Here is a 26,330-nt window from a genome sequence, read left to right as displayed (position 1 = left end):
TGTCGTGATGCAAGGTGCCGGAACCACATGACTTGCCGTACCGCTATCATCAGCGCCCTACTGATACCATAATTCAGAATTTTTATCGTCTTTTGATGGAACTTTTCCGGCTTCGCATGCTTTTTAGGGTGTTAACTGGAAATTTTTACTACGATGGGACGCTATGATCACCTTGAGCGAAACTGAACGCTATCCCCGGATAGCACTCATATCGACACATGGCTACGTAGCCGCACACCCGCCACTTGGCGCAGCAGATACCGGCGGGCAGGTCGTTTATGTCCTGGAGCTTGCTAAAAAACTTGGTCAGCTCGGATATACTGTCGATCTTTACACACGCCAGTTCGAAGACCAGCCTGAAATCGATGAAGTCGATGAGCGAGTTCGGGTCGTTCGCATTCCCTGCGGCGGCAAGGACTTCATTCCTAAAGAATATCTTCACCGCCATCTGATGGAATGGTGCGAAAATGCGCTTCGTTTCATCAAGAAGAACAGCCTGAGCTACTCCTTCATCAACAGCCATTACTGGGACGCCGGTGTCGCCGGCCAGCGCCTGTCCGAAGCGTTGAAAGTATCGCATCTCCACACACCGCACTCGCTCGGCATCTGGAAAAAGCGCCAGATGGAGACGGATTACCCTGAGAAGGCCGATACGTTTGAACTGGAGTTCAACTTCAAGGAGCGCATTCAGCACGAGCTCATCATCTACCGCAGCTGCGACATGGTCATTGCGACAACGCCGGTTCAGCTAGACGTGCTGATCGAAGATTACGGCCTGAAGCGCAAGCATATCCACATGATCCCACCCGGATACGACGACAACCGCTTTTTCCCGGTCTCGGAAGGATCACGGCAGATGCTACGTCAGCGCTTCGGATTCGAAGGCAAGACCGTTCTTGCCCTTGGCCGTCTCGCCACCAATAAGGGATACGACCTGTTGATCGACGGCTTTTCGGTCCTGGCCGAACGAGAGCCGGAGGCGCGACTGCATCTTGCGGTCGGCGGCGAGAATATGGACGAGCAGGAAACCACGATTCTCAATCAGTTGAAGGCGCGGGTGAACTCTCTGAACCTTGAGGACAAGGTTATCTTCTCTGGCTACGTTGCCGATGAGGATCTGCCGGATATCTACCGCGCCGCCGACATGTTCGTGCTTTCCAGCCGTTATGAGCCCTTTGGCATGACGGCTATCGAGGCCATGGCAAGCGGTACACCGACCGTCGTCACCATTCATGGCGGCCTCTTCCGCGCCGTCAGCTATGGTCGCCATGCGCTGTTTGCCGATCCCTTCGACAAGGAAGATCTTGGCATTACCATGATGAAACCGTTCAAGCACGAACGGCTCTACGGGCGGTTGTCCCGCATGGGTGCGCACAAGGCCCGCAGCCTGTTTACCTGGACAGGGATAGCTCAGCAGCTTCTGGCCGTTGTCGAGGGACGACCAATGATGCCTGTGCTGGAAGAGTCCGATTGGGCCGAACCATGGAATGATGGCGATTGAAACCTGTTCGCATTTTCTCGACTGATCTTGACGGAACCGTTGTCGGCGATAACGCCGCAACGGCCCGGTTCCGCGACTTCTGGCAGTCCTTGCCGGATGAAAACCGTCCGCTTCTGGTGTTCAACAGCGGACGGCTTCTGGATGACCAGCTCGAATTGATGGAGCAGGTCCCTCTTCCATCACCGGATTACGTGATCGGCGGCGTGGGGACGATGATGTCGTGTCGCGAAAAGCCTTCGTTGCAGCAGACCTACACATCCTCGCTCGGCCAAGCCTTCGACACGGCAAAAATTTCATCCCTCATCTCAGACGTTCCTGGCATCAGCATTCAACCCGAGCGTTATCAGCATGGTTTGAAGTCAAGCTGGTACCTGGACAACGCGAGCGAGGCCGATCTTTCCAGGCTGGAGAAACAGCTTTCGGATAGCGGGATCGATGCGCGCATCGTCTACTCAAGCAATCGTGATCTCGATATCCTGCCACGGTCTGCTGACAAGGGTGCGGCAATCAGGTGGCTTTGCAATCATCTGAGCATTGGCCTAGATGAGGTCGCCGTTGCCGGAGATACAGGCAATGACAAGGCGATGTTCGAGTTATCAGGCGTGCGCGGTATCATTGTTGCAAACGCTTTGCCTGAACTGAAAGCACTCGCCGTGAAACAGAGCCATGCCTATCTCGCACTTGAAAAAGAGGCAGATGGCGTTATATCCGGTTTGAAGCACTGGATGTCCGTTTAGGACCTCGCCTGATCACATCAAATATGTGTTCAACATCAAAAATGCTTAAGCCCGAGCTCAAGCAGCATTGACCTTGGTCCTCCACAGCAGGACAATTAAGCGAATCGTTTAATACCATAGATTGTGGTGGACGAGTTGCGTTCTGACGGTAATACCGGACGTATTATATATAGATTTTTTAGATAAGGACTTCATGAATTGAATCTGTTGACACGACTGGCAAATGACGTCTGCTTGATTTTGCGTCGCCCTCCGCGACAGCAATACGCAGCTCTGTGCTATCGTCGTGCAAAGAAGACCGGTGATGTTGAAGTGCTTTTGCTGACCAGCCGGGACACGGGCCGATGGGTTATTCCCAAGGGTTGGCCTATGGAGGGCAAGAAGGCCCATGCCGTCGCCGAACGCGAGGCGTTTGAGGAGGCCGGTGTCCGTGGCCGCGTCGAAAAGAACCATTTCGGATTTTTTGATTATGACAAGAAGCTGCGCAATGGCGTGCAGGTCCCTTGTCGCGTGCAGGTCCATCTGCTTGAGGTCGTGGATATGGTCAAGAATTTCCCTGAGCGCGCAAGTCGAACGCTGGAATGGGTCACGCCACAGGAAGCCTCGCGCCGTGTCAACGAACCGGAATTGAAGGAACTTTTCCTTTCCTTCGACAAGCAAATGGCGCAAACGCAACAGCAACCGACGCAAGACATCGTAAATCTATAAATCTGAATAACCGCTTGCGCCTGCACATGCGGTAAACACCGCAGCCGAAAGCAGAACAATGGCGCAACCACCCCATGGCCGCATGAAGCCGACACTGGACAAGGACCTGGATAAGCTTTCGCTTGTCGAAGAGGCCAGCTATCACCTCAGCCGTGGTATGATGGCACCGGGGCTGGGGCTGTTGTTCCTCATCATTTCGGCATTGGTTGCTAGCATTTTCGTCATCGGTCAGCCTGGCGGCATGATTGTCTTTGCAGCAGTCGTCATCGGCGCTTACATGGCGATGAACATTGGCGCCAAGGATGTTGCCAACAATGTCGGCCCAGCAGTCGGTGCCAAAGCGATGCCGATCGCTGTGGCGCTCATCATCGGCGCCGTCTGCGAAGTCATGGGGGCGGTGATCACCGGTGGCAATGTCGTGGAAACGATCTCCAGCGGCATTATCAACATCAAAACCATCCCCGATAGCTCGATCTTCGCATGGGCGATGCTGTCGGCCTTGATCACGGCCGCTTTGCTCGTCAATCTTTCGAATTATCTCAGGGCCCCGATTTCGACAACGCACACAGTTGTTGGCGGGGTCGCGGGCGCGGGCACCGCTGCCTATGGTTTTGGCGCGGTCGACTGGCTTTCCCTGGGCGGCATTGCCATGACTTGGGTCGCAACGCCTTTCATCAGTGCGTTTTTTGCCATTCTTCTGCTTGCCTTCATCAAGAAATTCATCATCTATCGCGACGACAAGATTGCGGCTGCGCAAGTCTGGGTACCGGTGCTCATCGGTATCATGAGCGGCGTCTTCACCGCCTATCTCATCTGGGTTGGCCTCCACCATTTGGTCATCATTTCGTTTGGAACGGCAATATTGTCTGGCCTGGCAGTCGGCCTTTTGAACTGGCGCCTCGCTATCCCCCTCATCGCGCGTCAATCACAGGGCCTTGAGAACCGAAACCAATCGCTGCGCAAACTGTTTCAATGGCCGCTCATTCTTGCCGCCGCCCTGATGTCCTTTGCTCATGGCGCAAATGATGTTTCCAATGCCATCGGCCCGGTTGTGGCCATTGTGCGTGCCACCCAGGGCGTCATCGTTGGTGAAACCGCGCGGGCACCGCAATGGGTGATGTTGATCGGCGCGTTTGGCCTCTCCTGTGGCATCCTCCTGTTCGGTCCACGCCTGATCCGGCTGGTGGGGGAGCAGATCACCAAGCTCAACCCGATGCGTGCATTTTGCGTCTCGGTTTCAACGGCTCTGACTGTCCTCGTCGCATCCCGGTTCGGCATGCCCGTCAGCACGACCCATACGGCGATCGGGGCCGTCTTCGGCGTCGGCTTTTTTCGCGAGTGGTACACACAAAATGCCAGACGTCAGTTAGAGTCAGGCAATGGTCAGAGCGAGAGCGGAGATGACACCGAAAACACCTCCGAGGTGCGCCGCCGGTATCTGGTTCGGCGCTCCCATTTCATGACGATTATCGCAGCCTGGATCATCACCGTTCCGACCAGCGCGGCATTGTCTGCAGCGTGTTATGGAATCATGTATATTCTTTTCATCAGGCTCTAGCTGTGGCGATCTTCAGCTGTAAAATTCAAAGAGAACCATGCGCGCCAATTTCCGAATGCAACGGCTTTTCGTCAGCCAGTCCCTCAATGCCGGTGCGGCGTTCGAGACAACCAGTGACCAGTTCAATTATCTGGCCAATGTCCTTCGCATGGCGGATGGAGCCGAAATCCTTCTGTTCAATGGGCGTGATGGCGAGTGGAAGGCTGAGCTTTCCTATCCCACACGCAAAAAGATAAGCCTGACAGCCACCCGGCAAACGCGACCGCAACCCGCCGCGTCAGACCTTCACTATCTCTTCGCACCGCTGAAAACAGGCCGTCTGGACTATGTGGTGCAAAAGGCAGTGGAGATGGGGGCCGGAGTTCTTCAGCCTGTCTTGACCCAACATGTTCAAGGCAAGATCAACAATCTCGACAAGCTGCGTGCCAATGTCGTGGAAGCAGCGGAACAATGCGGTATCCTGGCCGTGCCGCAGGTTGAAGAGCCTGTCAGGCTGAAAGATCTGTTGGAAACATGGCCCGCGACCCGCCGCATCATTTACTGTGATGAAGGCGACGAAGGACAAAATCCGTTGCCGGTTCTCAACCGTATTGAGGAGACGCATATCGCCTTGCTGGTTGGGCCAGAGGGTGGATTTTCGGAAGAGGAGCAGTCCTTGCTACGCAACCACCCATTTGTCACACCCATTCCGCTTGGCCCCCGCATCCTGCGGGCGGATACGGCAGGGGTCGCAGCGCTTGCGGTCATTCAGGCGACGCTGGGTGACTGGAAATAATGCACCAAGAGGCACGGTTAGGTCGCTAAACAAACGCACTCAAACCATGCTTGAAAGAAATTCATTTGCGTGCGGCGATGCGGCACCCTATCAGCGAATTCAAAGCCTCACAGGCAACATCGACCATAAGGTAATTTCATGGCCCGCGACACGACCGATCAGACACCCATCTCCTCGGCACAGGAATTGATCGACTATCTGGCGGAAGGCTGCAAGCCCGTCGAAAAATTTCGCATCGGCACAGAGCATGAAAAATTTGCCTTCTTCAAGGACGGCAACAAGCCGGTGCCCTATTTCGGCGACGCCAGCATCTCTGCTTTGCTGAAAGGCATGCAGGCGAAGATGGGTTGGGAGCCGATCATTGACGAGGGCAATATCATCGGGCTTAGCGAACCCTCTGGCATGGGCGCGATTTCGATCGAACCTGGTGGTCAGTTCGAACTATCAGGCGCACCCCTGGAAACCCTGCATGAGACCTGCAAGGAATCCAACCGGCACCTTGCGACGGTACGCGAGATCGCCGAGCCCATGGGTATCCGTTTTCTGGGCATCGGCGGTAGCCCGCTCTGGACCTATGACGAAACGCCGCAAATGCCGAAATCCCGCTACGCCATCATGACGCGGTATATGCCCAAGGTTGGCACCCAGGGTTTGGACATGATGTATCGTACCTGCACGATCCAGGTGAATCTCGATTTCTCGTCGGAAGCAGATATGCGTCGCAAGATGCGCGTGTCGATGAAATTGCAGTCGGTTGCCACTGCGCTGTTTGCATCCTCGCCGTTTACAGAAGGAAAGCCGAACGGGTTGCTTTCCTGGCGCGGTGACATCTGGCGCGATACCGACAACCGTCGCTCCGGCGTGCTGCCCTTCACTTTCGAGAAGGATTTCGGCTTCCGGCATTATGTCGAATGGGCGCTGGACGTGCCGATGTACTTTATCGTGCGTGACGGCAGATATCGTGACTGCACCGACATGACCTTCCGCCAGTTCATGAGCGGCGCGCTGAAGGGGCAGATTGCCGATTGGCAACCCAATCTGGGCGACTGGACCAATCACCTGTCGACGTTGTTCCCGGATGTTCGCCTCAAGCGCTTCCTCGAAATGCGTGGCGCTGATGGCGGCCCATGGCGTCGTATCTGTGCCCTGCCCGCCTATTGGGTCGGCCTGCTTTACGATGACAGCGCCCTGACCGCTGCCGACGAATTGACAAAGGACTGGACCGTCGAAGACGTTATCGCCATGCGCGATACAGTGCCTGCTCAAGGTTTAAAGGCGAGTGTGGCGGGTCGTTCCCTGCTCGACGTCGCGCGCGAAACCGTAGCGATCTCGCGCGATGGCCTGCGCAACCGCAAGCGTCTTAACGAAGATGGACTGGACGAAAGCGTGTTCCTGAACCCGCTGGACGAAGTTCTGGCCAAGAAGGTGACAATGGCTGAAGACTTGTTGACCGCTTACAACGGTCGCTGGAACAAGTCGGTGTTGCCGGTTTTCGACGAATACCAATACTAAAAACGACGATACAAAAAACCCGGTGCAGCTCGAGAGCAGGCACCGGGCAAAGGCAGGGCTTATTGGCAAATCACCCTGCGGGGGAACTGATAAGGGCGAAACTTACAACGACTTTGCAGCCGCCATTCGGGCGCAGCGCGCAAGCCGTGTCGTCGGATCGTCCAAGAGACCCGTATCGAGCGCTGTCTTGAGATCGCTCCGTGTCAAACCGATATCGGCCAGTTGATGATCGTCCATGTCCAGAAGGCGATTGGCGGCCATGCGATTGGCGATGCGGCGCAAAAACGTAACGAAACCTTTGCCGGCGCCTGCCACGACCTGTTCAAAGGTCGCGATGCGTGGTGCGATCAAACCCAGTTCCATCTTCCGTTCTGCCGTGCGCATGACACTATTCCTTCAATGAGGCACGATGAGGCGCTGCCTGTACACCCACGTGTAAGGCCGCCGGTTCGGTCATCCATTGGATGACCATTTGGTTGTCGGTGTTTATGGCGTCAAAATGTCGCAAGACCATTGATCAGTCCAACGAATGTTTCTAATGTCAGTCATCAATCATTCTTATGGATCCCAGAGCCATGTCTTCACCCCTCGATATTGACCAGTTGCACACCTTCATTGCCATCATCGATTCCGGCAGCTTCACCAAAGCTGCAGACCGCGTGTTCAAGACGCAATCGGCGGTTTCGATGCAGATGCGGCGTTTGGAAGAACGATTGGGCAAGCAGCTCTTTGCAAAGGACGGGCGTGGAAACAGGCTGACGGCAGAGGGCGAGAAGCTGATGCACTATGCCCGCCGCATCATTCGTCTGAACAACGAGGCGGTTGCCGCCTTCGATGACAACCGGCTGGAAGGTACGCTGCGCATCGGCACTCCAGATGATTATGCCGACCGCTACATGCCGGAAATCATCGGTCGTTTTGCCAAGACGCATCCCAATGTCGAGCTCTATATCGTCTGTGAACCATCCGTCAGCCTGGCGGAGAAGATGGCGCGTGGCGAGTTGGATATTGCGCTGGTCACTCATAACCCGCGCACCCGCGCATCGGACATCGTCCGCACCGAGCCGCTCTGCTGGGTAGCCTCCTCAAATCATCCCTTGCGCGATGACGTGCCGGTGCCGCTCGCCGTTGGGCGGCGTGATTGCCAGTGGCGACAATTGGCTGCCTCGGCACTGGACGCCGATGGCCGTGATTATCAGGTTCTGTTCACAAGCTGGTCGTCGACCGTCATCGCCGCAGCCGTTCTCGCTGGTATGGCCGTCTCAGTCCTACCGGAATCAACGCTTCGAACGGGTATGAAGGTGTTGACGGCAGCGGACGGCTTTCCACCTTTGCCGCCCGTACAGATAGGCCTGATGAAGCGCCCGGGCCTTTCCCCATCGCTCATCAATGCCATCACCGACCACATCACCGCCTGCCTCGACAACATATCGCTCGCCTCTGCTCCCGACGAGCTGGATGAGGATATGAAGGCGTTTCCGAAGCTTGCCCGTGTGCGCACCGGCCAATTGGCTCCGGGCTGGTGAAGGGTCAACTCAGATTTTTGCGGAAAAAGTCGATCGTCCGGCCCCAGGCCAGATCCGCAGCTTTCTTGTCATACCGCGCGCTGGACGTATCATTGTTAAAGGCGTGATTGACCCCGTCATAGACTAAGATTTCGAACGTCTTTCCATTCGTTTCCAGCGCGTTGCGATAGGCGTCGATACCCGCGTTGATGCGCTCATCAAGGCCACCATAGTGCAAAAGCAGGGGTGCCTTGATGGCGGGAACATCCTGTGCAGGGGGTTGCGCACCATAATAGGCAACGCCTGCATTCAGACTTCCTGATTTTGTCGCGAGACGGTTGACGAGACCACCGCCCCAGCAAAAGCCGACGGCACCGACCTTGCCATTTGCGCCATCGCGCTTGGCCAGCCACGCACGCGTCGCTTCCGCATCGGCAACGGTTGCAGCCATATCGAGACCGCTGAACATCTCGCGGGCCTTGTCTTCATCTGCAGGCGTGCCACCCTGCCCGGACAGAAAATCCGGTGCAAGCGCTACGAAACCTTCAAGAGCCACCCGACGCGCAACATCTCGGATGTGTGCGTTGAGGCCGCGGTTTTCGTGAATGACGATAACCGAACCCAGCGACGCAGACGCGTTCTTCGGCGTAACGAGATAGCCCTTCATTTCACCGTTTGCGCCGGGATAAGTAACATCCTGCGCCATCAGGCGTTCATCCGCTTCAGAAACGATAGCAGCCTGCGCGCCGCTAGCGCCCAACAGAGGCGCAATCGTCGCGGCAGCCGCACCGGAGCCTGCCAACAGCGTCAGCTTTTCCATGAATTTGCGACGATCCAGGCTGAGATGTGTGTAATCGTCATAGGCGTCGATCATGGCCTGGGTGATCTTCGGTTCATCCGTCATCTTGTTCTCCCGCTTGACTGTCGTGCGAGACAGTAACGCAAAGTCGGGAAAAGCGATGTAGTCTAAGGATTTTAGCGAAACAACTTTTCGCGATCCTCTGGGGCTTGCGAGACTACTCCAGTGCCAACCAGACGGCCAGCCAGCCCCACATGAGGACGAGCGCTGCGAAGCTCACGACAAAAGCTGGCCCGCGGTATCGCAGGCGGTTGCTGGTGACATGCACGTAGGAATGCACGTAGCGTCCGGCTACGAAAATCCATGCGAGGAAAATGGTCGCTATGTTGTCAGCATCCGTGATGTAGAGCAGCAGGCACGCCGCATGAAATAGCATCGGCATTTCGAACTGGTTGGCGATGTTCTTGTTCACCAACCGGCTTTGCTGCGCCTCTTCGCCCGTATCGCGAAAACGCTTGAAGTCTTCTTTGCTGATAAAAGTATATTTTCTTCGACGAATAAAAAGAAGCACATAGAGACCGAAGACCAAAAAGGCGTGAGCGATCATGGGCCAGAACATTGCGGTTGTGGGTGACATTTCCTGCTTCCTTTTCAGCAAAAAACGCTCCCCGAACCAGCATTCGGAGAGCGTCAATCTATCGGCATATCATATGGCTAGCCGACAGATCACACTGCGCCGGGATAGTTCGGGCTCTCACGGGTAATAGTCACATCATGGGCGTGGCTTTCGCGCAGACCCGCACCGGAAATACGCACGAAAGTCGCACGCTCCTGGAAGTCTTTGATGGTGCCGCCACCGACATATCCCATCGCAGCTTTCAGGCCACCGGCCAATTGGTGCAATACACCGGATACCGGACCCTTGTATGGCACCTGACCTTCGATACCCTCTGGGACCAGCTTCAGCGTGTCTCGCACTTCCGCCTGGAAGTACCGGTCCGCCGAGCCGCGTGCCATGGCGCCAACGGAGCCCATGCCCCGATAGGCCTTGAAGGAGCGGCCCTGATACAGGAAAACTTCGCCCGGGCTTTCATCAGTTCCGGCCAATAGTGAGCCGATCATGACGGCGGATGCACCTGCCGCAATGGCCTTTGCAAAATCGCCGGAGAACTTGATGCCACCGTCGGCGATGACAGGAATATCGGCCTCACGCGCGGCTTCAACCGCAGACATGATGGCCGCGAGTTGCGGAACGCCGACACCTGCGACGATGCGTGTGGTGCAGATCGATCCTGGCCCGATGCCGACCTTGACGCCATCGGCGCCTGCATCGATCAAAGCCTTGGTGCCGTCAGCGGTAGCGACATTTCCGGCGAGGATGCGAACAGAATTCGACATCTTCTTGACCTGCGTGACCGCATCCAGAACGCGCTGCGAGTGACCATGCGCGGTGTCTACCACCAGCAAATCAACACCGGCGGCAATCAGGCGCTCGGCACGTTCTATGGCGTCAGCACCCACGCTGATAGCGGCTGCTGCACGCAGGCGGCCCTGCGCGTCTTTCGTAGCGTTGGGGTTGAGCTGCGACTTTTCGATATCCTTGACGGTGATGAGGCCGACACAATTGCCGGCGCTGTCGACAACGAGCAGCTTCTCGATTCGGTGCTTGTGCAGGAGGCGACGGGCTTCCTGCTGATCGACGCTGCTTTCCTTGACGGTGATCAGGTTTTCACGCGTCATCAGTTCATAGATTTTCTGGCCGGGATCCGATGCAAAACGCACATCGCGGTTGGTCAGAATACCAACGAGGCGGCCTGTCTTATGACCACCCGAACCACCATTTTCGACAACCGGAATACCGGAAATGCTGTAGGTCTTCATCAAGGCCTGCGCTTCGGCAAGCGTGGCATCGGGGCCAATCGTCACGGGGTTGACGACCATGCCGCTTTCGAACTTCTTGACCTGACGAACCTCCTCCGCCTGCTCGACCGGAGACAGGTTGCGGTGGATGACGCCAATGCCGCCAGCCTGCGCCATGGCGATGGCAAGACGCCCCTCCGTAACGGTATCCATGGCAGACGACAAAATCGGCAGGTTAAGCTCGATATCACGCGCGATGCGGGTGGAGATATTCGTCTGGCCAGGCATGACTTCGGAGTGACCCGGCTGAAGCAGCACGTCGTCAAACGTCAGAGCATCGAGACCGGTGGGTGTTTCAATAATGCGAGCCATGGCCAAATTCCTAATTTGAAAATGCAAGCCGTTCCGGAAGGAAAAGTCCACCGGCGGCCCTGCAAAGGATTGCTTGGAAGTTGGCGAGGGCTGGTAACACGTTCATGACAGGAAGGAAATAGAAAAAACCCGGAAACGCGTTCCGGGTCTTGCTGTTGCAGCGATGCAGCAAATGTCAAATGTCGAACTGATACGACTTTGGCACGAAGCGGTAGCCCACATCCTGACGCTCGGCATAGCCGACCGATGGGAACGGCATATGATAGCCGAGGAACGGCAACCGGTCCGTGGAGACCATGTCGAACACCTTCTTGCGGGTGGCGGCAGCGGCCGCCTTGTCCATGTCGAAGCGCACTTCCCAGTCCGGACGCTGAAGCGAAAGCACGAAGTGGTTCGCTGTATCGGCAGTCAACACCAGATGCTTGCCTTCCGACTCGACATGAAAAATCATATGGCCCGGCGAATGGCCGAATGCAGCAGAACTGGTGATGCCGGAAACAACCGTTGCGCCATCGCCGATGAAGGTTGCTTTTTCAGCCAGTGGCTTGACGTTTGCCAGAACTGCCTTCTGTCCCCCTTCGGCCGGTGTTCCGACACGCTTCGGATCCGTCCAGAAATCATATTCAACCTGACCCATGACATATCGAGCGTTTGCAAAGGCGGGAGCACCCTTTTCCACGAGGCCGCCGATATGGTCTCCGTGCATGTGCGTCAGCACGACCACGGTTACGTCTTCGGGCTTGTAACCGGCGGCAGTCAGGCCTTCCAGCAGGCGGCCATTGCCCGCTTCGCGACCGCTCTCGCCGAAGCCGGTATCGAATAGCACGAGATCGGAACCGGTGTTGATCAGCGCCGGCGAAAATCCGTTGACGAATTGCTCCGTCGGCAGGAAATTTTCCTGCAGAAGGGCGTCGATGGTCTCAGCGTTCTGATTGGTGCCAAACGTCTCGCCCGGCTTGCCAGAGGGGCGAGAGCCATCCTTGACGACCAGAACTTCGAAATTTCCGAGTTTAAAGCGATTTGTTTCGGGTGGCATAAGGTGATCGACTTTCATGGATGTTTGCGGTTGGGTGGCTTGCGCGAATGCCGTACCACGCAACACGAAGGGTGCAGCGAGGACGCCAAGTCCTGCGGTGGCAAACAAATTGCGCCTGTTCATCGTCAATAAATTTTTCATGAAGTCCTCCGGTATTATGCGCCTCTGCATAACAGCATTAGCACTGGTGAACGCCGAGATTGTGCAGAAAGATCCGTTTCACACAGACGTGATGGAAATCCCTAAATTGCCGAATGTTTAGTTGGCAAACCGCACGCACAGGCGTAGGTAACACGCAACGACCTTATCAGGATGCGGTCTTCCCGCAATCGCCCCATGAACCGCGTCATTCCGCTTATACTTGCCGTTGCTCTTTTCATGGAGCAGATGGATTCCACCGTCATCGCAACATCCCTGGCGGCGATTGCTGCCGATTTGCATGTCGGGCCTATCACACTGAAGCTGGCCCTGACCTCCTACATGGTGGCACTGGCAATCTTCATTCCCGTCAGTGGCTGGATGGCTGACAAATTCGGTGCCAAGAAAATCTTCCGCATCGCGATCGCCATTTTCGTCATCGGCTCGATCTGCTGCGCGATCTCCTCTTCTGTCGTCGAATTCGTCGTCTCCCGCTTCCTACAGGGCATGGGCGGCGCGATGATGACACCTGTCGGGCGTCTGGTTCTTTTGCGCACGACGAAACGCTCCGAACTCGTCTCCGCCATGGCACTGCTGACGATCCCCGGATTGGTCGGACCGCTCACCGGGCCGCCCATCGGGGGATTCATCACGACCTATTTCTCGTGGCACTGGATCTTCCTCATCAACGTGCCCATCGGGGTGCTGGGAATTTGGCTCGCGACGATCTATTTGCCCGAAATCGAAACGACCAATCCCCCGCCAATGGACACGAAAGGCTTTATCCTATCCGGCATTGCCGCATCTGGTGTGGTCTTCGGCGTTTCAGTGGTCAGCCTGCCCGCGCTACCGCCCTATGTTGGAATATCGACAACCATCATCGGTTTTATTTGCGGATATTTTTATATACAGCACGCCAGAGCGCACCCCGCGCCGATCCTTGATTTCAAGATCTTCCGCAATGCCACGTTCCGCGCCGCATCGATCAGTGGAACCGTCTTTCGCATTTCGACCGGCGCCATTCCCTTCCTCATGCCGCTGATGTTGCAGATCGGCTTTGGGCTCAACCCGTTCCAGTCGGGCATGATTACCTTTGCGGGTGCGATTGGGGCCATCACCACCAAGTTCATGGCGCGCCGTGTGTTTGCAGCGACAGGCTTTCGAACGATTTTGATCGGGGCTGGCATCGTGGGCGCCTTTACCACCGCCGCCAACGCATTCTTTACACCCAACACGCCCTATGCTCTGATCATGATCTTTCTGGTCACGGCAGGCTTTGCACGGTCGTTCTTCTTTACAGGCACAAACGCGCTCGGCTATTCCGATATCGACGATTCGCAGGCAAGCCAGGCAACATCGATGGCATCCGTGCTGCAGCAGATCAGCCTTGCGCTCGGCGTGGCTTTTGCCGCCACCATTCTGGAAGTCAGCAGCTACATGTCGGGTGAGCACCTGCAGCTGGCGGATTTCCACACGGCCTTCACAATTGTCGCCATCGTATCGCTGCTTGCCGTTCTGCCGTTGATTGCCATGGACCGCAGCGCAGGCGCTGCCGTCTCCGGACATCGTGGCAAAGCATCACAGCCAGCGGAGTGAGACGTGGCGGGTCGCGTCTCTTCCGCTTTTAGTGGTCATCCTGCGCGGCTGGCTCGGCTGGCTTACGGCCTTTAAAGTGCTTGGCCAGCAGGAACATCTCCACGGATTCCGAGCGCGAGGAAGCCGGTTTGATGTGGATGACCTGCTTAAAATTCTGCTTCAACATATCCAGTAGCGTTTTCTCCGTGCCGCCCTGGAAGGTCTTGGCCAGGAAGTGACCGCCTTCGGCCAGAACCTGTACCGCAAAATCCGCCGCAACTTCGCACAGATGCATCGTGCGAATATGGTCGGTTTTCTGGTGGCCCGTCGTGGGCGCTGCCATGTCCGACAAAACGAGATCCGGCGTTCCACCGACGGATTCGATCAAAAGGTCTGGTGCGCTGGGATCGAGGAAGTCGAGATGCAGGATCTTGACGCCGGGAATAGCCTCGATCTCGAGGAAGTCGATGGCCGCAACGCGGATATCGTCTTCGGTCGAATCGGTGACCTTGGCGGCGATTTGCGACCAGCTTCCCGGTGCCGCACCCAGATCGATGATCCGGCGCGCATCCTTCAATATCTGATGCTTGTCGTTGATCTCAAGCAGCTTGAAAGCAGCACGGGCGCGGTAGCCTTCAAGCTTTGCACGTTGGACATAGGGGTCATTGATGTGACGCTCGATCCAGCGGCGGGAAGAGGGCTTCAGCTTCGCCTTCTTCACCTTCTGGCCGATCTTGCGTCCGGTACGGTTGGTACTCGTGGGCGCTTTGCTCATATCAAATTTTCCGTTCCGCTGTGCCTTGCATCTGTGCCCGGCGAATTCGTGTACGGCGCCAGGCGCCATCATCTGCCATCATATCCGTCAAAAGCCCCTCGCGAAGCCCTCTATCGGCAACCCGCATGCGCCTGGAAGGCCAGCGCTTGCGGATGGCCTCCAGAATGGCGCAACCTGCGAGGACCAGATCCGCACGATCAGGACCGATACACGCATTAGAGGCGCGACCGGCGAAGTCCCAGGCCAGCAACTTGTCCTGCATCGCAGTAACCTCATCGTCCGACAGCCAGAGCCCATCGACTTTTCGGCGATCATAGCGCGGTAAATCGAGGTGCACGCCGGCAAGTGTGGTCACTGTCCCCGATGTTCCGATGAGATGAAAATCCTCGTGAGCGATTTCACTCACTGGCGGGCAATCGAACGCATCCAGCAAGCCTTCGACCTCGCCGACCATGGCGGCAAAGACTTCAGGGGTCACATCGCGCCCACCATGGCGTTCCGACAAGGTGACGACGCCAACCGGCAGCGAGGTCCAGTGTGTGATATGGTTGGCCAGGCGGTTGGAGCGGTTGTCACCCACGCGGATAACCGCGATTTCTGACGATCCACCGCCGATGTCGAACAACACGACAGAGCGCGCTTCACGACCCACAAGCGATGCACAGCCGGACACCGCCAGCCGCGCCTCCGTCTCACGGCTGATGATTTCCAGTTGCAGACCTGTCTCGCGCGTGACCCGCGCCAGAAACTCTTCGCCGTTTGCCGCCGCACGGCAGGCCTCGGTCGCGATCAACCGCATGCGACGGATGGAGCGCCCTGCGAGTTTGGATGCGCAAACGCGCAACGCTTCGACAGCGCGATCCATCGCATCATCGGACAAGCGTCCCGTGGATATCAGACCCTCACCCAATCGCACGATGCGTGAGAAAGCATCCACGACGCGGAATTGTCCAGGGCGTGTCGGCTGAGCAATCAGGAGGCGGCAATTGTTTGTCCCGAGATCAAGCGCGGCATACATGTCCGCGCCACCATCGAAACCGGTATCGCGATAGTTTGTCTGCGCACGCACATGGGGACGGCCATGATCGACCGGTGACGGCGCATGAATTGGAGACACGGAGCCATTCGGCCGAACACAGGCTTTCGGCGCGTGGGTCGGCACAAGCGGTCTGCCTTGCGGCCCGCGGTGATTGCGTTTTCCGTTGCGGGCTTTGCGCTTGCCTTGAGGATTTGGTGCCTGGGAAGCCTGTTCGCTACTGGCCGCGGCCACGACGGCTTCCTGCGGAGGCTTTGACCCGCCCTGCCCGCGTCTACGACGCTTGCGCTTCTTTGGCTCCGAGTCTCGCTCTTGAGCGCTGTGCGATGGGGAATCCACTTGAGATTCGGCACCGTGAAGCCGCGGAGAAGAGCCAGCGTTACGGGTCTTGCCGTTACGCCTGCTTTTGCCACGACGGGAACGCTTCGCATTCCCTTTTTCCACCGCCGATTCCCCTGATTCCGACGGCTTTGGGCCGTTGCCGGGGTCGATCACTGTCTTGTCCATTCCGCCGCGCGAAAGCTTGAAGCGATGCTGCTGGCGTCCATAAGGTTACGTTGAAGCAACCATACCAGCGCCTGACATTTTAGCCAACCGATTTTTAAAAGACGAAAAAGCGTGACGATAACGAGCTCACGGCAAGAAACGCAACACGAGGGCAAGATCCATCGTCAATACTGAGATTAAAAAGTGGTACGGTTGGGTGGGGTCGAACCACCGGCCTCAGGAACCACAAACCTGCGCTCTAACCAACTGAGCTACAACCGCATAGGGAACGCCGCGGCGGCGTCACTTGGGCTCACATACGGCAAGTTTTGAACCTTTGCAAGTCCTTCGGCAATTTTTGCCGAAAATCCTCAGAAAACGAAACCGCTGTTCGGTACATCATTCCTCGCTTGATAAAAAGCTCGGGACTGCGGTGAGACATCGATGAAGGACAGTTGCAAAACGGTGTCGTAGACCGCACATTCGAGGGGATCTGATAAGTATCCGCATGGTCGGCGCATTAACTGTGTTTGGCAATTCCCACAGCTTATGATGGACCGATCCACGCTGGGAAGTTATTTAAGATTCTGTTAACATCAAGCCGATGCAGGCTGTATGATGCCTTATGATGAGGTCGTGCGGTTGCATGAGGTCAGGTCGTGCCAGAATAGGTTTCCACATGCCCGCCGTTCAATACCCATTTATCGACATTGCAGTTCATGAGCGTGTGCGCGAACATTTTGGCCGCGGTGAGGCCATGGCTCTGTTTTCGATGGACTTGCGAAACACGCTGTGGGCCAATGGACGTGGTGCTGCCCTTTTCGGCACCCCGATGATCTATGATTTTCTGGAGCGCGGACCAAAACCGCAAGATGTGACTTTCCGTCAGTTGGCGGCAACGGCTACCCGGCTAACGCAGACCGGCGACAGCCAGCAGTTCAATATTCGCGTCCATTCCGGCTTCAAAAGTGTATCAACGGTTGCCACTGCCGAGATCATCGAGGCGGAAGCTGGCCAGCGGGCCATCCTGTTTTCCGCGCCGGTCGATCAGGCGACGCTGTCGCTGGAGGAGCGTGCACATCGGATGATCGAAGGCTTCGACGATCCCGATGTTCACATGGCCGTGCTGGACGCAGACAGCAAAATCATCGCGGCATCGCCAGGGTTTTCAGCCTTGGGTATCACGGCAGGAACGACCCGCACACTCATTTCCATGGCGTCGGTGCAAGCCGGCAAGCTGGTCAAACGCCCGGTGCCAGCAGGAAAAGGTTATCTGCCAGCAGCGGTCGGCCAACTGTCGAGAGAGCCTGAACTTAACCTTCTGTTTGTGGTTGAAACCGTCATCGGAACACTCGATCCTTCCAGCGAATTCACCGAAGCCAAACTGGACCTGCATGAAAGCTTGCCCATCATCGATGCCCCGCCGGTGGTCGAAGAGGTTCAGGAGCAAGGACCCCAAGACGTAGCTGACGTTCCAGTGCCCGTGGCGCAGATCGAGGGGAGCACCGAACGACAAGACGAGAGCGACGATATCGAGACCGCTGTCGATCCGGATGGAGACGAAGAAAAGCGCGCTGAAATCGAAGCTCCCGCCGAGACAGAGCCTGTGACGCTCGCCCAGCCAGACGAAGAACTGGTCGTCGTGGATCACGTTTCTCCGCTCGCTGATGTCGAAGAACCAGAGCTTCCCACGGCTGAGCAGGAGGTCGAGGACGTGGTCGGGAAGGACGAAGCCGAGCCCGTTTTTTCTGAGCCTCCGATCGCCGAAGGGTCTCTGGCAAAAGAACAAGACACCCGTGAAAACAACACCTTCGTCTTCGAACCCAACCGACGCGCCTCGCGCTTCGTGTGGAAGATCGATGCTACGGGTCATTTCACCTCGATTTCGCATGAGTTTGCCGATGCGGTCGGCCCGAACGCGGCAAATGTCGAAGGCATGAGCTTTGCCGACCTAGCGGCCTTGTTCAACCTTGATCCCGACGGCAAAATCGCCGACCTCCTGAATCGGCGCGATACGTGGTCTGGAAAGACCATTTATTGGCCGGTCGAAGGTACGTCGCTGACCGTCCCGATCGATCTGGCGGCCCTGCCCACCTATACGCGCGCCCGCGAATTCGATGGCTTCCGAGGCTTCGGCATCGTGCGCTTGGCAGATGCGGTCGAGGATACCCATGCTGTGGGTTTGACCCTGGTCGACGATGTGCGCTCGGACGCCCACGCTTTGGACATGGCGCAAGACAGTACGGTTGACGAGACGGCGGTGTTTTCTCTCCCGGAGAACACTGAGACTGTCGCGACATCTCTCAGCGAAGAGGGGCATGCTGAACGGGAAGACGAGACTGAAGCGCAAGATGAAGTGCCGCGTCGCTACGAGCCGCCGGAAAACGAAGTTCCGGCGCTGAAAATAACCGAAACGCCGAACCGACGCTATTCCGACAAGATAGTTCGCCTTGAAGAGCGCCGCAGCAAGGGTCCAGACGAACTGAGTGCCAGCGAGCAGGCAGCGTTTCAGGAGATTGCCCGCACACTGAGGCCGGTCGCCACGGAAACCTGGGACACCGTGTCGACTGACGTGCAGGAACAGGACGTGATCGACGTTGTGACGACGCCTGAGCCTGAGCCCGCCACAACGCCCGAGCAGAGGCAGGTGTCTTCGACGTCTGATGACGACGATTTTGCTGATTACACCCGTGGCGATGAACCGGTCATCTTTTCGGCACCACAAGTGCCGCCACGCGTCGTAAACATGGAGAATGACGAGACGGCGTCGGAGACGTTGATATCCCTTCGCACCGGCGCCTCACTGACAGCAGAGGCCGTGGACCAGATGCCTATTGCGCTGTTGATCCACAGCGGTGACCGGCTGATCCATGCCAACCCTGAATTCCTGCGCCTCACCGGCTATCGCGATATCGCTGAACTGGCAGACGTTGGCGGTCTCGATGCTCTGCTTCAGCGTGACGAGCTTGACGCAATGGCGGACCATGCTGGCGGGATGATGGCGGTCAGTGTCGACAATGATCTGATACCGGTCAGGGCACGCCTGCAATCGGTTCGTTGGGAAGACGCCAGCGCCTTGATGCTTTCCCTGATCCCGACGGAGGAGAAGAGTGACGCGTCCCTGCCCGCCAATGAAAATCGGCTTGCCGACGACGCAGGCGCAGGCGTTGAGCTGACCGAGTTGAAAGGGCAGGTCGAAGAGCTGCATTCTATCCTGGAAACTGCGACCGATGGCGTCGTTCTGCTGGATGAGGACGGTAACATTCGGTCGCTGAACCGATCTGCCAGTGCGCTTTTCAATTATGATAATGGTGAGGTGGCCACCAAGCCATTCGTAACGTTATTCGCCCACGAAAGTCAGCGCGCTGTGCTGGATTATCTATCAGGTCTCGCCAATAACGGTGTCGCAAGCGTGCTGAACGATGGCCGTGAAGTGATTGGTCGTGAGGCGGCCGGTGGTTTTCTGCCATTGTTCATGACCATCGGCAGGCTCAAATCCTCGAACGGATATTGCGCCGTCATTCGCGACATCACCCAATGGAAGCGTACCGAAGAAGATTTGCGCAACGCCAAGCGTGCTGCAGAAACTGCAAACGGTCACAAGACGGACTTTCTGGCGCGCGTCAGCCACGAAATTCGCACACCTTTGAATGCCATCATCGGTTTTGCCGACTTGATGGCAACGGAGCGTTTTGGACCCGTCGGCAACCCGCGCTACATAGAATATTCCAACGATATCGTGCGGTCTGGCCGCCATGTTCTGGATATCGTCAATGATCTCCTGGATATATCTAAGATCGAGGCGGGCCAGATGGATGTCGAGTTCAAGGCTGTCGCCCTGAATGACACCATTGCAGAAGCCGTCTCGATCGTGCAGCCACAGGCAAACAATCAGCGCGTGATCATTCGCACAGCCTTGTCGCCCTCGTTGCCACAGATCGTTGCCGATCTTCGCTCCATCAAGCAGATCATGCTCAATATTCTGTCGAACGCCATCAAGTTCACGCCGTCAGGTGGTCAGATCGTGGTGGCAACGGCCTATGAGACCAACGGCAGCGTGGTCTTGCGTATCAGAGATACCGGTATCGGCATGACCCGCTCGGAGCTGGAGCATGCCATGAAACCTTTCCGTCAGGTATCTGCATCCAGCAGCCGCGTGCGCGGGGACGGCACCGGCTTGGGCTTGCCGCTGACCAAGGCCATGGTCGATGCCAACAGGGCCAACTTTTCGATTACGTCTACGCCGAACGAGGGTACGCTGGTAGAAATCAGCTTTCCTTCGCAGCGCGTGCTTGCGAACTAAGGTCATAGAGGACTAGCAATGGTGTGAAGCGTCATCGCGCTCCACACCATTGATGTCTCCGCGCCGGTAAAGACCGGTGACGCAAGGATAAGAGAATTGCCGCTGGCTTCACATCCGTCTATCGCTTCACGATCCGGAAAACATATGGCGTCGGGATTATCGCTTGGCACCGTGTTGCTCGCGCTGATCATTGCCATGCCTCTGATTGCGGTTTTTTGTATAGCCGTGACCGGGGGAACGGATGGCTGGCGTCATTTGCTGGTCAATGTGTTGCCGCACGCCGGCGGACAAACGCTGATCCTGCTGGTCCTCACCGGCGCGACAACGGCGTTTTTTGGCATCATCTCTGCATGGCTTGTCAGCACATTTCAGTTTCCGTTACGACGCCTGCTTTCTCTGGCACTGGTGTTGCCGCTGGCTATTCCCTCATATCTCGCAGCCTATGCCTTTGGTGAGTTCCTGGATTTTACCGGGCCGGTGCAAAGTGCCGTCCGCATGCTCTTCGGATTTCAAACCATCAGAGACTACTGGTTTCCCGATATCCGCTCGCTTGGCGGAGCAGTCCTGGTCCTGAGTTCGGTCCTTTACCCTTATGTCTATCTGTCAGTCAGAGCAGCCTTCGGCTTGCAGGGACGGTTTGCGGCCGAAGCCGCGAGAACGCTGGGCGCAAGCCCCATGCGAATTTTTCTGTCCGTGCAATTGCCGATGGCACGTCCGGCCATCATCATCGGCCTGGCACTGGTTTTGATGGAGACGCTCAACGACATCGGCGCCGTGGAATATCTCGGCATTCGCACGCTGACCTTCGCCATCTACGAGACATGGCTCAACCGTGGCAATCTTGGTGGCGCAACCCAGATCGCCTCGGTGCTCATCATCATTGTTGCCGCCCTCATCATCGTTGAGCGGAAGGCGCGGAACCGACAGCGTTTTTCCAGCGCCAAATCCACGGCCATGACGCAGCGTTTTGGGTTGAAGACACTCGCTGCCGGTCGCGGATGGGCGGCAACAGGATTTTGCGCCCTGCCCATTCTGTGTGGCTTTGCAATCCCCGTCCTTGTCCTGGGTGGCTATGCCATCAAGCGGCTTGGCTCTCTGGCAGACCCCAAGCTTTTAAAGGCGCTGGCGCACAGTGTGGAGGTTTCGGCATCTGCAGCGCTCATCACGCTCGTCTGCGGCTTCGCTTTTGCCTATGCCCAACGCGTCAATACTTCGCCTCTTGCCCGTTCAGCCAGCCGCCTAGGCTCGCTTGGTTACGGCATTCCCGGAACGGTCCTTGCCATCGGCGTTCTGTTGCCGCTGGCTGCCTTGGACAATGCCATGGATGGCTTCTTGCGCTCGCATCTCAACTACTCCACGGGACTTCTATTATCGGGCACAGCCTTTGCAATTATTTATGCGCACAGCGTCAGGTTCATGACGCTGGCAGAAGGCAATATCGACGCGGGCTTTCAGAAGCTTTCACCGCATGTGGACATGGCGGCCCGAACATTGGGGCGCACCCGCTTTCAAACACTCATCGATGTGCTTTTACCCAACATTCGACCAGCAACCATCACAGCAGCATTGCTGGTTTTCATCGAATCCTTGAAAGAACTGCCAGCGACCATCATGTTGCGTCCCTTCAATTTCAACACGCTGGCCACGCTGGTCTATGAGGATGCGTCGCGTTCGCGCGTTCAGGACGCCGCCCTCCCCGCTTTGATCATCATCGGCGCCGGTCTCATTCCGGTGCTTCTCGTCTCGCGGTCTCTCGACGACAGGCACGGAGCGAGCGGACAATAGCGGGGCCGTCAGCCTGAAGAAAGCTCCGCCACCTATTGTTCAGAAGAAAGTCAAAGCAGTTCAGTTCTATCATCCTGCCGTTCCGCTCTGACATGCAGATGAGGCCTGGAGGTTGAAGATGGGTGCAGAGACCACAAAAAACGGCGCGGCTGAAACGCACGGCAACAGCCATCCCTACGGCGCTCTGCCCGAGCGCGCGATCTGGCGCAAAGCCGTTGCGGAAACCCATGCCATGCAACTGGACAAACTCTACCACAGGAAGTTCGATATCTCCACGGATATGGCGATTTCGACGGCTGGCAGTTGCTTTGCCCAGCACATTGCCACGTCCCTGACGAAAAACGGCTTCGGCTTTCGAGATTTTGAACCAGCCCCACCACTTTTTCCACGGGCGATGGCGAAGGCCTATAATTACGGCGTCTATTCCGCCCGTTATTGCAACATCTACAGCGCGCGTCAGTTGGTACAAACCTTCGATCGGGCATTCGGCCGGTTCGTTCCCGAAGAACCCGCTTGGATCAAAGGTGAAGGTGTGGTCGACCCGTTCCGTCCGCTTCTGGAGCCTGAACCCTTTGACAGCGTGGCAGAGATGGAGCGTGCGCGCCACGCGCATCTGGCGGCAACCCGCATGCTTTTCGAAAAGACGGACGTCTTTGTCTTTACTCTGGGCCTCACCGAGGCCTGGGTTTCGAAGCGCGATGGTGCCGTCCTGCCGCTTTGCCCCGGCACCGTCGCCGGTCGGTTTGATGACAGTGACTACGAATTCAAAAACTTCAATTATTTCGAGATTTTTGAGGACCTCGTGGGCTTTATCACCCGGTTACGCGAGATCAATGCCAATGTGAAATTCGTGCTCACCGTATCGCCGGTTCCCCTCACCGCCACGAAAAGCGACCACCATGTGCTGGCCGCCTCGCTCTATTCCAAATCCGTTCTGCGGGCGGTGGCTGGTCACATCGCTGACGAGGCTGGATTCGTGGACTATTTCCCCTCCTACGAGATCATTGCGGCACCGTCCATGCGCGGAATTTTCTACGATCCAAACTTGCGAACCGTCACGCCTTCCGGTGTCGATTATGTCATGTCGCATTTCTTCAGGGAACATCGCGGACGCGAAGCTCCGGCACCACCCGCTGCCACCGAGACGATCACCGCGGGTGACCACGAAGCGGTCTGCGAAGAGATGATGCAGGCGCAGGAGCTCGGTTATGCTTGAGATCGTCGGAGATTCACACGTCATCGCACTGGCTGACGCCATGCGGCTGGGATCCTGTGTCAGTTCTCACGGACCGGTTACGCTTGCCCAGATGGGTCACGGCTATAATTTTCTGGAGCCATTTTTTGCCTTTGACGGAAACGCTGTTTCCTTTACGCAACCTCCGGCGATAGCGGTGTTCGAGAAAATCAATCCGAATGCGCCTTCCGCCATCGTCAGACACGATCCGCGACGGTTCGTCTTCATGTTCGGTCTTTACCCCAGCTTCGGTTTCGACGCCAAAAACTGGATGACCCACACCGTGGCCGCTTGGTCACGGGATCGCCACTTCGTGTCGACAGCCGCTTTCGATCTGATCATCGACGAAACGCTGAAACAACCCATGGCGTTCTTTCAGACGCTTGTCGGACTGAATGTCCGCTTCTCCGTGGCATCCTGCAGCCCAGTGCCTGCAAGCTACCAAAGGCTGGCGGGAAAAACCAATTTCGCCGACGGAGAAGTTGCTTTCATCTACAACCGTTTTCGCGACCGCGCCGTGGCGAAATTGGCAGCGATGGGTGTCATGTACCATCTCCCACCAGCAGAGGTTTATGACGAGAATGGTGCGATGCACGATATATTCGCGAAGAGCCCCGGCGACTACCACGCCAATCCAGCCTATGGCCGGCTGATGCTGGACAAGGTACTCGGTGAGCTGGAAGCCGTCTCATAAGAGCAAAGAAAAGGCAGCCGAGGCTGCCTTGAGAGTTGTGCTTGTAACGAGAGCAGGAATAAAACGGACGTCATGTCTTTTGGGCCACCGGCCCGCTCACCCTCTCATCGAGTGCACCCACGTTGAGCCTTATGTGCAGCAACTCCGTTTAACAAATTGTTAAAACACGGACCGCCTGTTTCATGGAAGAGAATTCCTAAACAGACGAAAATTTAGCCTTTTACAGCATCATGTTCATCGCGCATGCGCTGCAGTTCAGAGCGCTTCGAGGCGATGGAAGCACAGATGACGCCGACGGTAACAAGTGCAATCAGGATCGTGCAGATGGCATTGATCTCAGGTGTCACGCCAAGGCGCACCTGCGAGTAGATCTTGATCGGCAGCGTCGTTGCCCCCGGCCCAGTGGTAAAACTTGCAATGACCAGATCGTCCAGCGATAGGGAAAACGCCAGCATCCAGCCAGCCACCACGGCGGGGAGAATGAGCGGCAGCGTAATACGGAAGAACGTCTTTACCGGCGGGCAGCCGAGATCGAGCGCGGCTTCTTCCAGACTGCGATCAAAGGTCAGCAACCGAGATTGAACGACGATGGCGACGTAGCACATGGTGAAAGTCGTATGCGCGATGACCACCGTCCAGAACCCTCTGTCAACGCCGATGGACACAAAAAGCAGCAGAAGCGACAGGCCGGTGATGACTTCGGGCATCACCAGAGGCGCATAAATCATGCCCGAAAAGAGCATACGACCCGGAAAGCGGGTGAAGCGCGTGAGCGACAGGGCTGCGAGCGTACCGAGAATGGTGCCGATGGTCGCGCTCAACAAAGCAACCCTCACCGTAATCCAGGCTGCATCCATCAGGCCTTCGTTGGACCACATGGAGCTGTACCAATGCAGCGAAAAACCTCCCCAAACGGTCACCAGTTTCGACGCGTTGAAGGAATAGACAACCAGAATGATGATCGGGATATACAGAAACGCAAAGCAGAGCGTCAGAATTGTGGTGTCGAATTTGCCGCGCTTCATGAGCTTACACCACCTTCTTCTGCTGGTTCTGGAAGATGACGATGGGCACGACAAGAACCAGCAGCAGCAACACCGCAACAGCAGACGCCAGAGGCCAGTCACGGTTGCCGAAAAATTCCGTCCACAGAGTCTTGCCGATCATCAACGTCTGCGCGCCGCCCAGAAGGTCGGGGATGACAAATTCGCCGGTGATGGGGATGAAGCAAATCATCGATCCAGCGATGACGCCCGGCAGAGACAAGGGGAATGTAATCTTCCAGAAGGCTTTCCATGGTGGGCAACCGAGATCGGCAGCGGCTTCCAGCAACGTGTTGTCGAGCTTTTCCAGCGCGGCGTAAAGCGGCAGGACCATGAACGGCAGATAGGAATAGACCATGCCGATGAAGACGGACGTGTCTGTTCGAAAAATATCGACCTGCTGGTCTGGTCCGAGAATACCGATTGCCTGAAACAGAACCGTCAATAAGCCCTCAGGCTTCAAGATACCGATCCAAGCATAAACGCGGATAAGAAATGACGTCCAGAACGGCAGAATGACCAACATGACCAATGTGGGTCGGATAGCGCTTGGCGCTCGGGCCATGGCCAGCGCCATCGGATAACCGATGAGCAACAGCAAGGCAGTTGAGATCAACGCGATACGAAGCGAAGACAGATAGGCCTCGACGTAAAGAGGATCTTGAGTGAGGAAGAGGTAGTTTTCGAAATCCAGTTGCGAGAAGAAATCGACGATCTGACTGAAGCCATCGAACACCGGCATATAGGGCGGCATGGCGATGGCTGTATCGGAAAGTGAAATTTTGACGATGATGAGGAAGGGGGCGACAAAAAAGAGCACAAGCCACAGATATGGAACGGCAATGACCAGCCATCGCATGGGGCTCTGTCGGTTCTCTGGAGACGAAATCGCCATGTT

General features: G+C 56.6%; 21 protein-coding genes and 1 tRNA gene. 12 read left to right on the top strand and 10 right to left on the bottom strand.

Features of this window, described 5'->3' with window-relative positions:
- Window positions 1-163: 163 nt before the first annotated feature.
- From EKM04_RS09705 to EKM04_RS09680, 6 genes are all read left to right on the top strand, one after another.
- Window positions 164-1,501 carry a glycosyltransferase family 4 protein gene (locus EKM04_RS09705; RefSeq protein ID WP_174152159.1) on the top strand — a complete coding sequence of 446 codons (1,338 nt, stop codon included), beginning with the start codon at window positions 164-166 and terminating at the stop codon, window positions 1,499-1,501.
- Window positions 1,498-2,238: an HAD-IIB family hydrolase gene (locus EKM04_RS09700; RefSeq protein ID WP_183894130.1), complete on the top strand. Its 741-nt coding sequence runs from the start codon at window positions 1,498-1,500 to the stop codon at window positions 2,236-2,238. Before EKM04_RS09705 ends, EKM04_RS09700 begins: the two co-directional genes overlap by 4 nt.
- A 198-nt stretch (window positions 2,239-2,436) precedes the next feature.
- Window positions 2,437-2,946: an NUDIX hydrolase gene (locus EKM04_RS09695; RefSeq protein WP_183894128.1), complete on the top strand. Its 510-nt coding sequence runs from the start codon at window positions 2,437-2,439 to the stop codon at window positions 2,944-2,946.
- 58 nt (window positions 2,947-3,004) lie between these two features.
- Window positions 3,005-4,504, top strand: a complete 1,500-nt coding sequence (locus EKM04_RS09690) for an inorganic phosphate transporter (protein ID WP_183894126.1) — start codon at window positions 3,005-3,007, stop codon at window positions 4,502-4,504.
- A gap of 37 nt (window positions 4,505-4,541) precedes the next feature.
- Window positions 4,542-5,279: a 16S rRNA (uracil(1498)-N(3))-methyltransferase gene (locus tag EKM04_RS09685; protein WP_183894124.1), complete on the top strand. Its 738-nt coding sequence runs from the start codon at window positions 4,542-4,544 to the stop codon at window positions 5,277-5,279.
- Window positions 5,280-5,417: 138 nt separating this feature from the next.
- Window positions 5,418-6,791: a glutamate--cysteine ligase gene (locus EKM04_RS09680; protein WP_183894122.1), complete on the top strand. Its 1,374-nt coding sequence runs from the start codon at window positions 5,418-5,420 to the stop codon at window positions 6,789-6,791.
- A gap of 102 nt (window positions 6,792-6,893) precedes the next feature.
- On the opposite strand, the gene EKM04_RS09675 is transcribed toward EKM04_RS09680, so the two are convergent.
- On the bottom strand, window positions 6,894-7,175 hold the full coding sequence (locus EKM04_RS09675) for a DUF1127 domain-containing protein (RefSeq protein ID WP_183894120.1): 282 nt from the start codon (window positions 7,173-7,175) through the stop codon (window positions 6,894-6,896).
- A gap of 191 nt (window positions 7,176-7,366) precedes the next feature.
- Here EKM04_RS09675 and EKM04_RS09670 point away from each other — a divergent pair, with 191 nt between their 5' ends.
- Window positions 7,367-8,317, top strand: a complete 951-nt coding sequence (locus tag EKM04_RS09670; RefSeq protein WP_174152152.1) for a LysR substrate-binding domain-containing protein — start codon at window positions 7,367-7,369, stop codon at window positions 8,315-8,317.
- A gap of 4 nt (window positions 8,318-8,321) precedes the next feature.
- Here the strand turns inward: EKM04_RS09670 and EKM04_RS09665 are convergent, their stop codons facing one another.
- The 4 genes from EKM04_RS09665 to EKM04_RS09650 form a co-directional block, all read right to left on the bottom strand.
- Window positions 8,322-9,200 (bottom strand): dienelactone hydrolase family protein, encoded by an 879-nt coding sequence (locus EKM04_RS09665; protein WP_183894118.1) that lies wholly within the window; start codon window positions 9,198-9,200, stop codon window positions 8,322-8,324.
- Window positions 9,201-9,312: 112 nt separating this feature from the next.
- A complete protein-coding gene (locus EKM04_RS09660) occupies window positions 9,313-9,732 on the bottom strand; it encodes an MAPEG family protein (RefSeq protein WP_252094053.1) in 420 nt (139 codons plus the stop codon).
- A gap of 89 nt (window positions 9,733-9,821) precedes the next feature.
- Window positions 9,822-11,327, bottom strand: coding sequence for an IMP dehydrogenase (guaB, locus tag EKM04_RS09655; RefSeq protein ID WP_183894116.1), 1,506 nt, complete (start codon window positions 11,325-11,327; stop codon window positions 9,822-9,824).
- A gap of 175 nt (window positions 11,328-11,502) precedes the next feature.
- Entirely contained in the window at window positions 11,503-12,486 is a 984-nt protein-coding gene (locus tag EKM04_RS09650; protein WP_412762951.1) for an MBL fold metallo-hydrolase, read from the bottom strand.
- A 213-nt stretch (window positions 12,487-12,699) separates the two neighbouring features.
- Between EKM04_RS09650 and EKM04_RS09645 the strand changes: the two genes are divergently transcribed.
- On the top strand, window positions 12,700-14,097 hold the full coding sequence (locus EKM04_RS09645) for an MDR family MFS transporter (RefSeq protein ID WP_183894457.1): 1,398 nt from the start codon (window positions 12,700-12,702) through the stop codon (window positions 14,095-14,097).
- 28 nt (window positions 14,098-14,125) lie between these two features.
- On the opposite strand, the gene EKM04_RS09640 is transcribed toward EKM04_RS09645, so the two are convergent.
- The 3 genes from EKM04_RS09640 to EKM04_RS09630 all read right to left on the bottom strand — a co-directional run bounded on the left by EKM04_RS09640 (window position 14,126) and on the right by EKM04_RS09630 (window position 16,655).
- The gene (locus EKM04_RS09640; RefSeq protein ID WP_174152148.1) at window positions 14,126-14,851 is read right to left on the bottom strand and encodes an RlmE family RNA methyltransferase; all 726 of its coding nucleotides are present in this window, start codon (window positions 14,849-14,851) and stop codon (window positions 14,126-14,128) included.
- Between the two features lies 1 nt (window position 14,852).
- On the bottom strand, window positions 14,853-16,121 hold the full coding sequence (locus EKM04_RS09635; RefSeq protein WP_459559271.1) for a Ppx/GppA phosphatase family protein: 1,269 nt from the start codon (window positions 16,119-16,121) through the stop codon (window positions 14,853-14,855).
- 457 nt (window positions 16,122-16,578) lie between these two features.
- Window positions 16,579-16,655 (bottom strand) — tRNA-His (locus EKM04_RS09630).
- Window positions 16,656-17,052: 397 nt separating this feature from the next.
- Between EKM04_RS09630 and EKM04_RS09625 the strand changes: the two genes are divergently transcribed.
- From EKM04_RS09625 to EKM04_RS09610, 4 genes are all read left to right on the top strand, one after another.
- Window positions 17,053-20,676 (top strand): ATP-binding protein, encoded by a 3,624-nt coding sequence (locus EKM04_RS09625; RefSeq protein ID WP_183894110.1) that lies wholly within the window; start codon window positions 17,053-17,055, stop codon window positions 20,674-20,676.
- A 144-nt stretch (window positions 20,677-20,820) separates the two neighbouring features.
- The gene (locus EKM04_RS09620; protein WP_234910882.1) at window positions 20,821-22,461 is read left to right on the top strand and encodes an ABC transporter permease; all 1,641 of its coding nucleotides are present in this window, start codon (window positions 20,821-20,823) and stop codon (window positions 22,459-22,461) included.
- Window positions 22,462-22,579: 118 nt separating this feature from the next.
- Window positions 22,580-23,677, top strand: a complete 1,098-nt coding sequence (locus EKM04_RS09615; RefSeq protein ID WP_183894108.1) for a GSCFA domain-containing protein — start codon at window positions 22,580-22,582, stop codon at window positions 23,675-23,677.
- Window positions 23,670-24,389, top strand: a complete 720-nt coding sequence (locus EKM04_RS09610) for a hypothetical protein (RefSeq protein WP_183894106.1) — start codon at window positions 23,670-23,672, stop codon at window positions 24,387-24,389. The genes EKM04_RS09615 and EKM04_RS09610 overlap by 8 nt, the downstream gene beginning before the upstream one ends.
- A gap of 212 nt (window positions 24,390-24,601) precedes the next feature.
- Here the strand turns inward: EKM04_RS09610 and EKM04_RS09605 are convergent, their stop codons facing one another.
- The gene (locus EKM04_RS09605; RefSeq protein ID WP_174152143.1) at window positions 24,602-25,414 is read right to left on the bottom strand and encodes an ABC transporter permease; all 813 of its coding nucleotides are present in this window, start codon (window positions 25,412-25,414) and stop codon (window positions 24,602-24,604) included.
- Window positions 25,415-25,418: 4 nt separating this feature from the next.
- Window positions 25,419-26,327, bottom strand: a complete 909-nt coding sequence (locus tag EKM04_RS09600; protein ID WP_183894104.1) for an ABC transporter permease subunit — start codon at window positions 26,325-26,327, stop codon at window positions 25,419-25,421.
- Between the last annotated feature and the right edge of the window lie 3 nt (window positions 26,328-26,330).

This window comes from Rhizobium skierniewicense Ch11 (assembly GCF_023757665.1).
GTDB classification, from domain to species: Bacteria; Pseudomonadota; Alphaproteobacteria; order Rhizobiales; family Rhizobiaceae; genus Agrobacterium; species Agrobacterium skierniewicense.
The sequence above is the reverse complement of the archived record's forward strand: the minus strand, read 5'-3'. Positions and strand labels throughout refer to the sequence as shown.

Bases quoted from the DNA above. Each gene is read 5' to 3' on its own strand.
- EKM04_RS09705 (WP_174152159.1), top strand. From the start codon at position 164: ATGATCACCTTGAGCGAAACTGAACGCTATCCCCGGATAGCACTCATA.
- EKM04_RS09690 (WP_183894126.1), top strand. From the start codon at position 3,005: ATGGCGCAACCACCCCATGGCCGCATGAAGCCGACACTGGACAAGGAC.
- EKM04_RS09685 (WP_183894124.1), top strand. From the start codon at position 4,542: ATGCGCGCCAATTTCCGAATGCAACGGCTTTTCGTCAGCCAGTCCCTC.
- EKM04_RS09680 (WP_183894122.1), top strand. From the start codon at position 5,418: ATGGCCCGCGACACGACCGATCAGACACCCATCTCCTCGGCACAGGAA.
- EKM04_RS09675 (WP_183894120.1), bottom strand. From the start codon at position 7,175: ATGCGCACGGCAGAACGGAAGATGGAACTGGGTTTGATCGCACCACGC.
- EKM04_RS09670 (WP_174152152.1), top strand. From the start codon at position 7,367: ATGTCTTCACCCCTCGATATTGACCAGTTGCACACCTTCATTGCCATC.
- EKM04_RS09665 (WP_183894118.1), bottom strand. From the start codon at position 9,200: ATGACGGATGAACCGAAGATCACCCAGGCCATGATCGACGCCTATGAC.
- EKM04_RS09660 (WP_252094053.1), bottom strand. From the start codon at position 9,732: ATGTCACCCACAACCGCAATGTTCTGGCCCATGATCGCTCACGCCTTT.
- guaB (WP_183894116.1), bottom strand. From the start codon at position 11,327: ATGGCTCGCATTATTGAAACACCCACCGGTCTCGATGCTCTGACGTTT.
- EKM04_RS09650 (WP_412762951.1), bottom strand. From the start codon at position 12,486: ATGAACAGGCGCAATTTGTTTGCCACCGCAGGACTTGGCGTCCTCGCT.
- EKM04_RS09645 (WP_183894457.1), top strand. From the start codon at position 12,700: ATGAACCGCGTCATTCCGCTTATACTTGCCGTTGCTCTTTTCATGGAG.
- EKM04_RS09640 (WP_174152148.1), bottom strand. From the start codon at position 14,851: ATGAGCAAAGCGCCCACGAGTACCAACCGTACCGGACGCAAGATCGGC.
- EKM04_RS09625 (WP_183894110.1), top strand. From the start codon at position 17,053: ATGCCCGCCGTTCAATACCCATTTATCGACATTGCAGTTCATGAGCGT.
- EKM04_RS09620 (WP_234910882.1), top strand. From the start codon at position 20,821: ATGGCGTCGGGATTATCGCTTGGCACCGTGTTGCTCGCGCTGATCATT.
- EKM04_RS09615 (WP_183894108.1), top strand. From the start codon at position 22,580: ATGGGTGCAGAGACCACAAAAAACGGCGCGGCTGAAACGCACGGCAAC.
- EKM04_RS09610 (WP_183894106.1), top strand. From the start codon at position 23,670: ATGCTTGAGATCGTCGGAGATTCACACGTCATCGCACTGGCTGACGCC.
- EKM04_RS09605 (WP_174152143.1), bottom strand. From the start codon at position 25,414: ATGAAGCGCGGCAAATTCGACACCACAATTCTGACGCTCTGCTTTGCG.
- EKM04_RS09600 (WP_183894104.1), bottom strand. From the start codon at position 26,327: ATGGCGATTTCGTCTCCAGAGAACCGACAGAGCCCCATGCGATGGCTG.